13 protein-coding genes and 1 tRNA gene are annotated in these 13,592 nt (G+C 51.8%); 7 read left to right on the forward strand and 7 right to left on the reverse strand.

Annotated elements, in window-relative coordinates:
- Positions 1 to 103 precede the first annotated feature (103 nt).
- The 3 genes from RDO88_RS09050 to rplS form a co-directional block, all read right to left on the reverse strand.
- Positions 104 to 415: a helix-turn-helix domain-containing protein gene (locus RDO88_RS09050; RefSeq protein WP_307759059.1), complete on the reverse strand. Its 312-nt coding sequence runs from the start codon at positions 413 to 415 to the stop codon at positions 104 to 106.
- The gene (locus tag RDO88_RS09055) at positions 402 to 749 is read right to left on the reverse strand and encodes a type II toxin-antitoxin system RelE/ParE family toxin (protein ID WP_307759060.1); all 348 of its coding nucleotides are present in this window, start codon (positions 747 to 749) and stop codon (positions 402 to 404) included. The genes RDO88_RS09050 and RDO88_RS09055 overlap by 14 nt, the downstream gene beginning before the upstream one ends.
- A 177-nt stretch (positions 750 to 926) precedes the next feature.
- Positions 927 to 1,280: a 50S ribosomal protein L19 gene (gene rplS, locus RDO88_RS09060; protein ID WP_021846403.1), complete on the reverse strand. Its 354-nt coding sequence runs from the start codon at positions 1,278 to 1,280 to the stop codon at positions 927 to 929.
- An 806-nt stretch (positions 1,281 to 2,086) separates the two neighbouring features.
- On the opposite strand from rplS, the gene RDO88_RS09065 reads away from it, so the two are divergent.
- The 3 genes from RDO88_RS09065 to RDO88_RS09075 are packed head-to-tail and all read left to right on the forward strand — an operon-like array spanning position 2,087 to position 6,785.
- Positions 2,087 to 2,833 (forward strand): 5'-nucleotidase C-terminal domain-containing protein, encoded by a 747-nt coding sequence (locus RDO88_RS09065; RefSeq protein WP_374043932.1) that lies wholly within the window; start codon positions 2,087 to 2,089, stop codon positions 2,831 to 2,833.
- A gap of 37 nt (positions 2,834 to 2,870) precedes the next feature.
- On the forward strand, positions 2,871 to 3,725 hold the full coding sequence (locus tag RDO88_RS09070) for a metallophosphoesterase (protein WP_307759104.1): 855 nt from the start codon (positions 2,871 to 2,873) through the stop codon (positions 3,723 to 3,725).
- Between the two features lie 33 nt (positions 3,726 to 3,758).
- Entirely contained in the window at positions 3,759 to 6,785 is a 3,027-nt protein-coding gene (locus RDO88_RS09075; protein WP_374043933.1) for a glycoside hydrolase family 3 N-terminal domain-containing protein, read from the forward strand.
- Between the two features lie 75 nt (positions 6,786 to 6,860).
- Here the strand turns inward: RDO88_RS09075 and RDO88_RS09080 are convergent.
- From RDO88_RS09080 to RDO88_RS09090, 3 genes are all read right to left on the reverse strand, one after another.
- Positions 6,861 to 6,936, reverse strand: a tRNA-Lys gene (locus RDO88_RS09080).
- A 67-nt stretch (positions 6,937 to 7,003) separates the two neighbouring features.
- A complete protein-coding gene (locus RDO88_RS09085) occupies positions 7,004 to 8,146 on the reverse strand; it encodes an AI-2E family transporter (RefSeq protein WP_307759062.1) in 1,143 nt (380 codons plus the stop codon).
- Between the two features lie 16 nt (positions 8,147 to 8,162).
- On the reverse strand, positions 8,163 to 8,759 hold the full coding sequence (locus tag RDO88_RS09090) for a thymidine kinase (RefSeq protein WP_307759063.1): 597 nt from the start codon (positions 8,757 to 8,759) through the stop codon (positions 8,163 to 8,165).
- Positions 8,760 to 8,870: 111 nt separating this feature from the next.
- Here RDO88_RS09090 and RDO88_RS09095 point away from each other — a divergent pair, with 111 nt between their 5' ends.
- From RDO88_RS09095 to RDO88_RS09110, 4 genes are all read left to right on the forward strand, one after another.
- Positions 8,871 to 9,380: a hypothetical protein gene (locus RDO88_RS09095; protein WP_307759064.1), complete on the forward strand. Its 510-nt coding sequence runs from the start codon at positions 8,871 to 8,873 to the stop codon at positions 9,378 to 9,380.
- Positions 9,381 to 9,398: 18 nt separating this feature from the next.
- Positions 9,399 to 10,070 carry a 16S rRNA (cytidine(1402)-2'-O)-methyltransferase gene (gene rsmI / locus RDO88_RS09100; protein WP_307759065.1) on the forward strand — a complete coding sequence of 224 codons (672 nt, stop codon included), beginning with the start codon at positions 9,399 to 9,401 and terminating at the stop codon, positions 10,068 to 10,070.
- Positions 10,071 to 10,109: 39 nt separating this feature from the next.
- Positions 10,110 to 10,988 (forward strand): hypothetical protein, encoded by an 879-nt coding sequence (locus RDO88_RS09105; protein WP_307759066.1) that lies wholly within the window; start codon positions 10,110 to 10,112, stop codon positions 10,986 to 10,988.
- Positions 10,989 to 11,077: 89 nt separating this feature from the next.
- Complete coding sequence (locus RDO88_RS09110) at positions 11,078 to 11,734, forward strand: MarC family protein (protein ID WP_307759067.1); 657 nt, start codon at positions 11,078 to 11,080, stop codon at positions 11,732 to 11,734.
- Positions 11,735 to 11,833: 99 nt separating this feature from the next.
- Here the strand turns inward: RDO88_RS09110 and RDO88_RS09115 are convergent, their stop codons facing one another.
- Positions 11,834 to 13,552 carry a M64 family metallopeptidase gene (locus tag RDO88_RS09115; protein WP_307759068.1) on the reverse strand — a complete coding sequence of 573 codons (1,719 nt, stop codon included), beginning with the start codon at positions 13,550 to 13,552 and terminating at the stop codon, positions 11,834 to 11,836.
- Positions 13,553 to 13,592 lie beyond the last annotated feature (40 nt).

Raw genomic sequence — 13,592 nt, forward strand, 5'->3', positions numbered from 1 at the left:
TTGCAGGTAGATAAAAGGATTGATACAGACCGTTGCAGACGAAGTTTCCTGCTCGGTTTGTATCAATCTTTTTTTATACGCTTTCGAAGGAAAAGCGCTTCTCTCAGAGGAAGGTGGGACGGAATTCTATTTTCAAGGCGCGGGCTATTTTCAGGAAGCTGGAGAGCTGCATGTCGGTTTCTCCCTTTTCCACACGGGCAATGTAGCTTCGGGCGGTTCCTGTCTTTTGGGCGAGTTCGTTTTGCGTCATTTTCAGTTCTTTGCGCCTGTCGCGCAGGATGACGCCGAAGTAATAGGCACGGGCCTTTTCCTCGAAATCGTTCCGGCTTTCAGTGCCGGGCGTGCCATATTTCCCGTCGAGCAGCTCGTCGGCGGTGTGCAGGCGGGCCAGTTTCTTTTCGTCAAAGTGTGTCATCGCTTAATCCTCCTAAAATGTGTAGAGCTGTCTCTATTTGTTTCTTGTAATCTTTTGTTGATTTTTTCAAAAAAGCGTTCAGGACAAAAATCTTTGTTGCGTTCAAGATGTTGTCATGGTCTATGGCGAACAGGATGGTTCTGTATTCGTTTGTGGCGACCGAAACGCGCATCTCATATAAATCTGTATTCTCCAGATGCTTTATGAATTTTGTGGTTATGACGCGTTCCGTGCGGACTATGCTGAGTACATAGTCGAATTTTTCCTTGACTTTGGGTTGCTGCTGGTGGTAAAAATCCCAAAATTCGTCTGAAAAATAGATGGTACGTGTCATCTCCTTTCCCTGTTTTTGTTTGCAAAGGTAACGAATAAGATACAATTTTGCAATAGGCACGCTGAAGAAAAACAGGTGCTTTGGGTCGGCCGCCTTCGTTTTTTGTCATAAAAAAGGGAAACCTCCGCATGTGGAAGTTTCCCCTTTTTATCTCGTTCAGGCCGGACGGCCTTGGCCTTAGGCGTTGGCTCTTTTCTCTTTGATACGAGCTTTCTTGCCGGTGAGGTTGCGCAGGTAGTACAACTTGGCGCGACGAACTTTACCAATCTTGTTCACCTCGATGCTGTCGATAGCCGGTGACTCGATGGGGAAGATACGTTCTACACCTACAGTGCCCGACATCTTGCGAACGGTGAAACGCTTCTTTTCACCATGGCCGGAAATCTTGATAACAACGCCGCGATACAGCTGAACGCGTTCCTTGTTACCTTCTACGATACGGTATGCTACGGTTACGGTGTCACCTGCCTTGAAGCTGGGGTGCTGCTTGCCGGTAGCAAATGCTTCTTCTGCAATTTTAATTAAATCCATTGTTTTGTTGATTAAAAAAGTTATCGTTACTACGCAACATGCCAGGCTTCTCTCTGTTTTTCCTGACAGCGATTGCGCGAAAGCGGATGCAAAGGTGCGAATTATTTGTCGGATACACAAATGTTTGGCTCTATTTTTACTCTTTTTTGCGAGGAAGAGCGGCGTGTTCGGTTTCCCGAAGTGGGGCGTTCCTCCTCGCGAAGCCCGCTTTTTGCGGCGTGTGCTTGCCGTGGCGGGGAGAGCGACCTCTGTTTTTCGTTTCGGGTAATTGTGATTTGTGATTCGTGATGCCAGGCTGGTTTTCCGGTGAATCACGTGTAAATATCTTTTATTATTGATGTAAATATCTTTCAAGTGTTTGTATGCGAGTATTTTAGTCAGCATCCGGATATGTGGATATCACAATTATCACAAATCACAAATCACAATTACCCGAAATCAGCTTTACGGCCTGGTAAAAGAGAAGTGTTAAATAATTTAATATTATATATAATATATATAATATTATTTTTCTTTCCCAGTTGCCGGAGGGGTGGACGAAAACTCATTTTCGGTAATTGTGATTTGTGATTTGTGATAATTGTGACAGAAGGGGGGAGGACGGTTGAAATCGGAATCTTCTACATTTTTCGGCAGAATAGCGCAAGAAGTATCCAGCGCAAAAAAAGTTTCGGAACGGGTGAAAAAACGCCGGTTTGCGAGCCTCCATTTTTGGCCGTTTCGAGTAATTTTCTTAAATTTGTGACGTCTAATAAAACAAAAACGAATTGATGATGGAAAAGAACGAACATAGAAAGTCCGGATGGATGTGGGGCCTGCTGGTGGCCTGCCTGCTGGTGCTGGCATCCTGCCGTGCCGGATACGAAGTGACGAAAGTTGAGGCCCGTCGGGTGGCCATGGATTCCGTTTGGGATGCCCGTCCCTGTGAGGAAGCGCTGGCTCTGCTGGCTCCCTACAAGGCTGGGGTGGACAGCGTGATGGGCGAGGTGAAAGGCGTGGCTGCCGTGTCGATGGACCGCTTCCGTCCCGAAAGTCCCTTGTCCAACCTCATAGCCGACGTCCTGCGTCAGGCTGCCGCCAGCGTGCTGGGCCGTCCGGCCGACGTGGGGCTGGTCAACGTGGGCGGCATCCGCAACGTGCTGACCGAGGGCGACATCACCACGCAGAACATCTACGAAATCCTGCCCTTTGAAAACTCGCTCTGCGTGCTCACGCTGGGCGGCGCCGACCTGAAGGAGCTTTGCGCCAACATCGCCGCCCGTGGCGGTGAGGGAGTGAGCGGGCTGAACCTGGTCATCGATGCCGAAGGCCGTCTGCTCGAGGCGAAGGTAGGCGGACAGGCCATCGACGAGGGACGCACCTACACCGTGGGCACCATCGACTTCCTGGCCGAGGGCAACGACGGCATGTCGGCCCTGACCCGCGCCAGCCAGCGCCAGTGTCCCGAGGGAGCCACGCTCCGCGGCCTTTTCATGGACTACGTGGAACGCGAGGCGGCTGCCGGACGGAAGATAGAGGCACGCATCGAAGGCCGTGTGGTGATGAAGAAATGAACAATGTAAACTCAAGAAAGAAAGGATTATCGCAATGATGAAACGAATCTATATGCTGCTTTGGCTGGCCGGATGCCTGGCACTGAGCCTCTCCGCCCAGCAGACAAAAGAACTCTACCTGCTCCACACGAGCGACATGCACAGCCGCGTGGAACCCCTGGCCGCCGATGCTGCCGACGCCGATGCCGGCAAGGGCGGATTGGCCCGCCGTGCCGCCTTCGTCCGCCAGTTCTGCGCCGAGCATCCCAACACGCTGGTGCTCGATTGCGGCGACATCTCGCAGGGCACGCCCTACTACAACTTCTACAAGGGCGAGGTCGAGATCCAGCTGATGAACCTCATGGGCTACGACGCCATGACCATCGGCAACCACGAGTTCGACTTCGGCATGGAGAACATGGCCCGCCTCTTCCGTATGGCCCGCTTCCCGGTGGTCTGCTCCAACTATGAGGTGGCCGGCACGCCGCTCGAAGGGCTGGTGAAACCCTATGTGGTCATCGAACGCGGAGGCTTGCGCATCGGCCTTTTCGGCCTGGCTCCCCAACCCGAAGGACTGATACAGGCCGACAAGTGTCAGGACGTGGTTTACAAAGACCCCATCCCCGTGGCGCAGGCGATGGCCGACCTCCTTCGCGACGAGGAACATTGCGACGCCGTCATCTGCCTGTCGCATCTGGGCATCCGCGGCATCGACCCCGAAGCCGTGAGCGACGAGAAGCTGGTGGTAGCCACTTCGGGCATCGACGCCATTCTGGGCGGGCACTCGCATACGTTCATGAAGGAACCGGCCTTCTACCCCAATGCCGAGGGGCGCGAGACGCCCGTGTTCCATACGGGCCGCAACGGCGTGTATGTGGGAGAGTGGAAACTGACTCTGACGGCAAAGAAATAACGGAAAGGAGGAACGGCTATGAGAAGCACAACATTGAAACGGATTGGCTTGCTGGTGGTGCTCACCCTGGTATTCATTGCCCGCCCTGTGTCCGATGCGCGTACCTTGCCCGTACCGTCGGCCGGAGTGATGGAGAAAAGCCCGATAGGCGCGTTGACGGAGGATGCCCGTTGCCGCCAGTGGGTAGACTCCGTGATGCAGACGCTTACCCTGCGCGAACGCATCGGCCAGCTATTCATCTACACCATAGCCCCCACGCAGGACAAGCCGAACGTTGACCTCCTGCGCAAGGTCGTGAAAGACTACAAAGTGGGCGGATTGCTCTTTTCCGCCGGAACGGTGCCCAACCAGGTGGCGCTCACCAATTTGGCTCAGGAGTGGGCCGACGTGCCTCTGATGATTACTCTGGACGGCGAATGGGGCCTCTCCATGCGTCTGAAGGACACGCCCCGCTTCCCTCGCAACATGGTGCTGGGATGCATTGCCGACGACCGCCTGCTCTACGAATACGGGCGCGAAGTGGCCCGCGAGTGTCGCGAAATGGGTATCCACGTCAACTTTGCCCCCGTGGCCGACGTCAACATCAATCCTTCGAATCCCGTCATCAACAACCGCTCTTTCGGCGAAGACCCGGCCAACGTGGCCCGCAAAGTGGTGGCCTATGCCCGCGGCCTCGAGGACGGAGGCGTGTTGTCCGTAGGCAAGCATTTCCCCGGTCATGGCGATACGAATGTCGATTCGCACAAGGCTCTGCCCACCCTGCGCTTCACACGCCAGCGGCTCGATAGTGTGGAACTTTATCCCTTCCGCCAGATGATTGGCGCGGGGCTGAACGGCATGATGGTAGGACATCTGGCCGTGCCCGCCCTCGAAGGGAAGGAAGGGGTGCCTGCCTCCCTCTCGCGCAAGGTGGTTCACGACCTGCTGAGCGAAGAACTTCAGTTCAAGGGGCTTGTCTTTACCGATGCCTTGGCCATGAAAGGAGTGCAGGGTGGCGGTTCGGTGTGCCTCCGGGCGCTGAAGGCAGGCAACGACCTTTTGCTGGTGCCGCGCCGCATCAAGGAAGAAGTGGAAGCCGTGCTTCAGGCCGTGAAGCGGGGCGAACTTTCGGAAGCCGACCTCTCTGCCCGTTGCCGCAAGGTGCTGGCCTATAAATATGCCCTGGGCTTGAAGAACAGGCCTTTCGTCCGCCTCTCGGGGTTGAGTACACGCCTCAATACGCCCGAGGCCCGCGATTTGGTGAGCCGCTTGTCACAGGCCTCTGTCACCGTCTTGTCCAACAAGGACCGTGCCCTCCCGATGGACCCCACGGTAAAGGATGTGGCTGTTGTCCACATCGGTGGCGGGCGTGCCGACCTGACACCTTTGATGCAGGAGATGGCCATCTTCGTGGAACCTGACAAATTTGACGTGGGACGCGATATGGACGGGGCACAGAAGGCTGCCCTGAAAAAGAAACTGGCCGGATACCGTCGTGTCGTGGTGTGTGTGACGGATGAGGGATGGACCGATTATCAGTCACTCTTTGCCGGATGGCCCGAGGAGGTTCCCCTTGTCTATGTGCTCTTCATTCAAGGCCATCGGGTGAAGGCCGGCTTGCGCAATTGTCTGGCCGCGGCATCGGCCGTGGTGCTGGCCCATTCGGCCGACGAAGATGTACAGCGCCATGCCGTCAATGTGCTTTATGGTGCGGCAGGTGCCGACGGACGGCTTTCGGCCAGTATCGGCTCCGTGTTCAAGGCTGGGTGTGGCGTGACCCTCGAAGCCCGCGACCTGCCCCGCTACAATCCCGACGAACATGGTATGGATGCCCGCATCCTGAAGCAGATAGACGACATTGTGGACGAAGGCCTGCGCAAGGGAGCATTTCCTGGTTGCCAGGTTGTGGTTCTGAAGGACGGGCGCGAAATGTACAACAAGGCTTTCGGTACGTTCATGGGCGAGGGCAGCCAGGCGGTCACAACAACCGATGTGTACGACCTTGCTTCGATGACCAAGACTTCGGCTACCTTGCTGGCCGTGATGAAGCTCTACGATCAGGGATTGCTGAGCCTCACCGACTATGTTTCGGCCTATCTTCCCTTTCTGAAAGGGACAGACAAAGAGCGCATTACCGTGAGCGACCTGCTCTTCCACGAATCGGGTTTGCCTTCTACCATCCTGTTCTATCAGGATGCCATCGATAAGGAGAGTTATACAGGTACCCTGTTCCGCAACAGGGCTGACGCCCAACATACCGTCCGCATCGGACGCGACACATGGGCCAATCCCCGTTTCAGTTTCCGTCGTGGCTTGACGTCTGTTGTCCGCAACGATTCCTGTACCCTTCAAGTGGCCGATAACTTGTGGCTGGCTGCCTCGTTCAAGCAGGAGATGATGCGGAAGATAGCCGATTCCCGCCTGCGCGACAAGCGTTATCGCTATAGTTGTGTGGGTTTCATATTGCTACAACAGATTGTGGAAGCCCGTACGGGCATGCCGATGGACAAGTTTCTGGAGCGGGAATTCTATCGTCCGATGGGGTTGAGGCACACGGGGTTCTGCCCCTTGCGCTTCTTGCCCAAGAGTGGAATTGTACCCTCGTCGGTCGACGGCTTCTTGCGGAAAACGACCCTTCAGGGCTTTGTGCACGACGAGTCGGCCGCTTTCCTTGGTGGCGTATCGGGCAATGCCGGCCTCTTCTCCAATGCTTCGGAGGTGGCCCGCATCGGGCAGATGTTGCTTAACGGTGGTACGCTGGACGGGCGCCGCTATTTGAGCGAGAAGACTTGCCGGCTCTTTACGACCCACACCTCCCGCCTCAGCCGTCGTGGATTGGGCTTCGACAAGCCCGAAACGAAGGAGGGGCGATACAGCCCTTGTTGCGCTTCAGCGCCTTCGTCGGTTTATGGTCATACAGGTTTTACAGGTACCTGCATGTGGATGGATCCCGACAACGGTTTGGTTTATGTGTTCTTGAGCAACCGCATTTGCCCCAATGTGTGGAACAACCTGCTCATGGAGCTGGACATTCGCGAACGCATTCAGGAAACAATATACAGAGCCCTGCTGGAGTCGTGAAGCAGGGATGTGAAGGAGGGTAACGGAAAAAGAAAACCGCTGATAACCAATGGTTGTCAGCGGTTGTTTCTTCTCTGGTGATCCGCTTGGGGCTCGAACCCAAGACCCCAACATTAAAAGTGTTGTGCTCTACCTGCTGAGCTAGCGAATCAAACCTTAGTGCTGTTAAGCGGGTGCAAAGATAGGGCTTTTTGATGAAATGGCAAATTTTTTTTTGATTATTTTTCTTCATCGGGCGAAGATTTTGGCGCAAGGGGAGTGCTTTCGCTCCTTTCATCTTGTTTGATTTTCTCTTTATTGATGATGAAACGCTGGTAATAGGACAACATGAGTGTCGTCAGCGGCAGGGCGATAATCATGCCCAGCATGCCCATCAGAGAACCCCATACCGAAAGCGAGAGGAGGATGATGGCAGGGTTGAGGCCTGTAATCTTCCCCATGACACGCGGCACGATGAAGCCGTCCTGAATGGCTTGTACGATAGCAAATACAGCCAGGGCAGCGGCCAGAATAAGCCAGAAGTTGCCACCCGTGTCGGCTGCCTTCAGGATGGCCAATATCACGGTGGGGATAAAGCCGATAATCTGCAGGTAGGGCACCAGGTTGAGGGCGCCGATGAACAATCCCAGGCCGATGGCCAGCGGAAAGTCGATGATGAGGAATCCGATGCTGAACAATATGCCCACGCAGAGGGCTACGAAGGCCTGCCCGCGGAAGTATCGGTTCATGCCATCCTTGACATTGTTCATGATGCCGCTCAGGAAGGTGCGGTATTTGACGGGAAGCAGGCGTGGCCATCCTTCTGCAATGCTCTCATAGTCGAGCAGGATAAATACGATATAGAGCAGGATGATGAAGAACGTGAAGACTCCATAGAGCAGGTTGACCGACTCGGTAACCAGTGACCATAGCGGAGGGACGGCTTCCTTCAGGGCGTCCAGCAGGCTTTTTTCCTGGAAAAGCTTCTGGAGGAACTGGGGGTCGACGTTGTCGCGAAGGAATTCGGACAGGTTGCGGGGCACGTTGCTTCCATAGTTGTTGTTGGTGAAATATTCCATCAGCAGGTCCTTCACGCGGCCGAATTCTTGTATCATGGGCGGTACGAGCAGATAGAAAGCCGCCGTGGCGATGCCGCCCAAGGTGAGCAGGGCGCAGAAGATGGAGATAACGCGATTCTTCAGCTTCAGCCGGTATTGGAAGAAAGACACCAGCGGATAGATCAGGTAGGCGATGAGCCAAGCTATGAAGAAGGGGAGCAGGGCTCCGCTCAGCCGTTTGATGAGGATAAGGACGCCGATGATGATACCGCCGATGATGACTCCGCGGATAAAGCTGTCGAAAGTTATCTTTTTGCGTTCCATGTGGACTTGCTCTTTTTTATTCAGTTTCGTCTGCCTGGATGGCCTTCTGATAGCACGTCCGGCACAAGGGTTCGTATTGGGCCGTTTCGCCCAGCAGGACCTGCTTGTCGTTCTTGACCGTCCGATGTGAGAAGGAAGCCAGTTCACCACATTTCACACAGATGGCATGCACCTTGGACACTTCGTCGGCAATGGCACACAAGCCGGGCATCGGGCCGAAAGGCGTGCCGCGGAAGTCCATGTCGAGACCTGCGACGATGACGCGCACTCCGTTGTTGGCCAGTTGGTTGCATACGTCAATCAGGCCATTGTCGAAGAACTGGGCTTCGTCGATGCCTACCACGTCTATTTCGGATGTGAAGAGCAGGATGCTGGCCGAAGAATCGATGGGAGTGGATGAAATGGAATTGCTGTCGTGCGACACCACCTCTGCCTCCGAATAGCGGGTGTCGATGGCCGGCTTGAAAATCTCTACCCGCTGGCGTGCAAACTTGGCACGCTTCAGCCGGCGGATGAGCTCTTCGGTCTTGCCCGAAAACATCGAGCCGCAGATTACTTCGATCCGGCCTCTTCTCTTGGTCTCTTGTATATGGTCTTCCGAAAATACGTTCATGCTTGATGGAATAATGATATTTCGTACAAAAGTAATCATTTTGTCGGCTTCACAACGTTTTTTCATTATTTATTTCTACATTTGTGGCGTTAACGTATGTACGACAAGGATATGCAGAATTTGTTGGATGATATAAGGACGGAGATGGACACCCTCAAAGGGTGCATCGGGCGGATGGAGCAACGTTTGGACGAACTTCAGGCCAAGCTGGCAGAATTGAGCGGCTTGCTTCAGTCGGGGCCGAAACCGCATGTTGCCGAAGAAGTGCCGCCACAGGTGGTGGAAGAACCGGTCGTGGTTCCCAACCAGCCCGAGGTTGTTCAGGAAACACGCCAGCCCGTTGAAGAACCGGCCGAAGAGCCCCTTTCGGCCTCTATCCTGGCAGAACGCATAAGGCCTGCGGCCGATTTGCGCCATGCGCTCAGCCTGAACGATTCGTTTCGTTTTGCCCGCGAATTGTTCGACGGCAATGCTTCGCGTATGAACCGCGTCCTTGAATCCTTGAGCCATGCCGCCACCTTCGCAGAAGCCGTTTCCTTGTTTGAGGCCGAGGTTCATGCGACGGAAGACAATGAGGCGGCGGCCGATTTTATAGAGCTTCTGCGCAAGTATTTCAACTGATAAAAGCAGGGACGGACTATGGGAAAATTGTATATCGTACCGACGCCGGTCGGCAATCTGGAAGACATGACCTTCCGTGCCATCCGTGTCTTGAAGGAGGCCGATCTGATATTGGCCGAAGATACTCGTACCTCAGGAATTCTTCTGAAACATTTCGAAATCAAGAATTCCATGCAATCTCATCACAAATTCAATGAACATAAAACGGTTGAAAGTGTTGTTAATCGTATAAAGGCTGGTGAAACGGTGGCTCTGATATCGGATGCCGGCACGCCAGGCATCTCCGATCCAGGTTTCCTGATGGCCCGCGAATGTGCTCGCAATGGAATCGAAGTGGAGTGCCTGCCCGGAGCAACAGCATTTGTACCTGCTCTGGTAGCTTCGGGATTGCCTTGCGACCGCTTTTGCTTCGAGGGTTTCCTCCCTCAGAAAAAAGGCCGTTCTACCCGCCTGAAAGCATTGGTTTGCGAGCAGCGAACCATGGTGTTCTATGAATCGCCCTATCGGTTGGTGAAAGCCCTGACCCAGTTTGCCGAATGTTTCGGCCCTGAACGTCAGGCGTCCGTCTCGCGCGAAATATCCAAGGTGCACGAAGAGACGGTACGAGGCACCCTGGCCGAGCTGGCGGAACACTTTACGGCCAATGAACCCCGTGGCGAGATTGTGATTGTAATAGCAGGAATAGACTAAAAAATAAGTACCAAAATTAAAACGTAAAAACGAGAGCGTATGAAAAAATTAGCTTTTTTAGTTGTATGTGCGGCCGTTGTGGCTTCATGCGACAGCTTCTCAGGTGGTAGCAAAGACCAGCTGAAGGCCGAGAACGATTCTTTGAAGATGGAACTGAACCAGCGTAATGCCGAACTGGATGAAATGCTGGGTACATTCAATGATATTTCCGAAGGCTTCCGCCAGATCAATGCCGCCGAGAACCGTGTTGACCTGCAACGTGGTGCTGTGGCCGAGGGTTCGCCCAGTGCCCGCCAGCAGATAGCTTCCGACATCGAGTTCATCCGCAAGCAGATGGAGGAAAACCGCCAGCAGATTGACAAATTGCAGCAGATGTTGAAAAGCAGCAAGAACAATTCGGCCCAATTGAAGCGTGCCGTCGACCAACTGACTCAGGAGCTTGTCACCAAGACTCAGCGCATCGAAGAACTTCAGGCCGAACTGGCGTCCAAGAACATCCGCATTCAGGAGCTGGATGCTGCCGTTACCGATCTTTCTGCTCAGAAAGAGCAGCTGACCGCCGAGAATACGGCCAAGGCAAAGACGGTATCCGAGCAAGACAAGGCTCTGAACACCGCCTGGTTTGTATTCGGTACCAAGAAGGAGCTGAAAGACCAGAAGATTCTTTCGGGAAGCGGCCTGTTCAAGAAAGGCGAGGTGATGCAGGATGCTGAAATCAACAAGGACTACTTTACCGAAGTCGATATCCGTACGACCAAGGAAATCAAGCTCTACTCCAAGTCGGCCGATATCCTGACTACCCATCCCGATGGAACCTATGCATTGGAAAAAGATGACAAGGATTTGTTGACCCTTAAGATTACCAAACCTCAGGAATTCTGGAGTGTGTCCAAGTATCTTGTCATTCAGGTCAAATAAACCGTTAGACGAATAGCTGGAGACGTAGGTTCATGCGAAGGAAGCATAAGCCTGCGTCTTCTTCTTATTTATTAATACAGTCGGAAGTTATGGATACAATTTTACCTTTTGCGTTGTTGTGCCTCACGTCCTTTTTCACGTTGACCAATCCCTTGGGCACCATGCCCGTATTCCTTACCATGACGCAGGGAATGAGCGACAAGGAACGTCAAAGTGTCATCACACGAGCTACGCTCACCGCTTTCATCATCATCATGGTGTTTACGTTTGCGGGGCAGTTTCTGTTTTGGTTCTTTGGAATTTCCACCAATGGCTTCCGCATTGCCGGAGGTGTCATTATATTCAAGATAGGCTTCGACATGCTTCAGGCCCGCTACACTCCCATGAAGCTGAAGGATGAAGAAATCAAGACTTATGCCGACGATATTTCCATTACGCCGCTGGGCATCCCTATGCTTTGCGGCCCTGGTGCCATAGCCAATGCCATTGTGCTGATGCAAGACGCCAATACCTTTGAGATGAAGAGTGTGCTGATTGGTTCCATCGCTTTCATCTACCTGCTTACCTATTTCATTCTTCGTGGTTCCACCCGCTTGGTCAATGTGCTTGGTGAGACGGGCAATAATGTCATGATGCGTCTGATGGGTCTTATCCTGATGGTGATTGCCGTAGAATGTTTTGTAGGCGGTATGAAGCCTATTCTGGTGGATATATTGAAAGAGGGGCTTTCAGGAATTGTCAAGTGAAAGATAAATCACGTGTATTCTTATTATAATTTCGGCACGGAATGGGCTGGCCATTCCGTGCCGAATGTTTTTGTTTGTGTTCGAGGAATAATCCTGTTGTTATTTTATTGAGATTGTTTGGTTAGTAAATACAGGTGGATTGAACGGTCTGGTTGCTTCTTCGTAAGTTGCCCGTGTGGCCGCTTCTGTCGGTGTGGGGAGATGGGCCCGGTCGAATGTTACAAATTCTTCATAATCATATTTCCAGCTTTCTCCATATGCCGTGCTCATCACACGTTTGTAGATAGCTTCACGAGAAGGAGCATTGAAGCCATGCATATTGCTTCGCATCATGCTTTCGGTTGTCGGTCGGTAAGCACCGCTCCAGTATGTACAAGCCCCTTCGTAGATACCTAAAGTTTCACCGTAGTTATCCTTTCCTTGGTAACGTGAATCTTTCAGAAATTTACTCCAGAGTACGGCATTTCTATCATTGGTGAAATCTACATTGGCTGCCCATCCCATTTCCTGCATCTTTTGTGTATCTGTTATTTCAGAGGTTGGTATTCTTCCCATTTCTTGGTACGAATATTCATCCATCAGTTTGCTGAAACCATGTCCGATACATTCATGGCAAAGCACTCGGCGGAACATGTCATCTTCCATTCCGTAAATCATAGGGCAATAGCCAATGGCCAGATTGATGGTTTTTACTCCGTCGTTAAAGCCAAAATAACAGGTCCCGGCATACTCTTCTGTATTTAGGATGACGATACAGGTCGCTTCATTGAACAGTTCGGGATTTTCTTTGAGAGTAGGTACTTCCATGGCATATTCTTGTACTTTGGAATGGTTCCCTTCTATCAGTGTACTTCCGCCCCCTTCCAACCGGCAACTGAACTTTGTATTGAATTGATTTCCAAAAGCATTGTTTAAAGAAACGGCGGTCACCATCCATATATCAAAATAACTGCGAAGAGATTTAATAGGCTCTTCAGTAAAGAAATTCTCTATACCTTTTTCCATGGCTTGCCGATAGTAACCATTGCTGATATCTGTATCAAGAAAACCATCTCCTAAAAATATGAGAGGAATTCCGTTCCCTTCGGTATGTTCTTGTATTAAAATTACTTTTTTATCTTGTGTGGTCAAGTCGGATGAAGTACCGACAGGCGCTTCTTTTTGGTTGATATTGATGGTGGCTGATTCCATTAATATCTGATTCTCATCATTTATGTTTACGACCTGTACCTTGAGTTTGGCATTTCTGGCCGAACGCCTTTCGTTGGCTTGTATTTTTAGGATGATTTCTCCTTCCTCTATTGCGCGGGTCAGGGTGTTTTCTTTGGGAGTAATCCACGAGTAATTGTCTTCAGCCTTTAAAGTGATTTTTCCATTCTGTATATTGGTAGCGAATTTTATGCTGATTTCCTGTTCGTCAGCAGAAAGATCATAGACGGTCTGTTCTATATTTAGAACATCCATTGCCGCTTGTGTAAAAGTAACTTGAGCAGTTGCTTCTCCGCACGATAAAGTCAAAAGTCCTGTGCGTACTTCTCCCGTTCTGTTTTCTTCCTTAGCCAAAATTCCAATACTGGCTGTACCTGCTTTGCCAGATGTGGGAGTTATTACAGCCCAAGAAGCATCTGTAGACGCTTTCCAATCATGTGTACTGGTAAAATCAACGGTAATTCGTGAATTAATGCCAGAGTCTAAAATTTGATTTTGACTTTGTTCCGTTATAGTAATGGAAGCTGGTGTTTCTTCTTCCTTGGAACATGCTGCTATAATCGTAAATACAAAAAGCAGACATAATAGATGATAAATTTTTGTTTTCATGTGGATTAGGTGGCTGTCTTAAGTTAAAAAGGGCATCCTC

Source organism: uncultured Mediterranea sp. (assembly GCF_902493215.1).
In the GTDB taxonomy this organism is placed as follows: Bacteria; Bacteroidota; Bacteroidia; order Bacteroidales; family Bacteroidaceae; genus Bacteroides.

Coding starts and splice junctions, on each gene's coding strand:
- RDO88_RS09085 (WP_307759062.1), bottom strand. CDS start 8,146: ATGGAACGCAAAAAGATAACTTTCGACAGCTTTATCCGCGGAGTCATC.
- RDO88_RS09090 (WP_307759063.1), bottom strand. CDS start 8,759: ATGAACGTATTTTCGGAAGACCATATACAAGAGACCAAGAGAAGAGGC.
- RDO88_RS09050 (WP_307759059.1), bottom strand. CDS start 415: ATGACACACTTTGACGAAAAGAAACTGGCCCGCCTGCACACCGCCGAC.
- rsmI (WP_307759065.1), top strand. CDS start 9,399: ATGGGAAAATTGTATATCGTACCGACGCCGGTCGGCAATCTGGAAGAC.
- RDO88_RS09105 (WP_307759066.1), top strand. CDS start 10,110: ATGAAAAAATTAGCTTTTTTAGTTGTATGTGCGGCCGTTGTGGCTTCA.
- RDO88_RS09115 (WP_307759068.1), bottom strand. CDS start 13,552: ATGAAAACAAAAATTTATCATCTATTATGTCTGCTTTTTGTATTTACG.
- RDO88_RS09065 (WP_374043932.1), top strand. CDS start 2,087: ATGTGGGGCCTGCTGGTGGCCTGCCTGCTGGTGCTGGCATCCTGCCGT.
- RDO88_RS09070 (WP_307759104.1), top strand. CDS start 2,871: ATGAAACGAATCTATATGCTGCTTTGGCTGGCCGGATGCCTGGCACTG.
- RDO88_RS09110 (WP_307759067.1), top strand. CDS start 11,078: ATGGATACAATTTTACCTTTTGCGTTGTTGTGCCTCACGTCCTTTTTC.
- RDO88_RS09055 (WP_307759060.1), bottom strand. CDS start 749: ATGACACGTACCATCTATTTTTCAGACGAATTTTGGGATTTTTACCAC.
- RDO88_RS09095 (WP_307759064.1), top strand. CDS start 8,871: ATGCAGAATTTGTTGGATGATATAAGGACGGAGATGGACACCCTCAAA.
- rplS (WP_021846403.1), bottom strand. CDS start 1,280: ATGGATTTAATTAAAATTGCAGAAGAAGCATTTGCTACCGGCAAGCAG.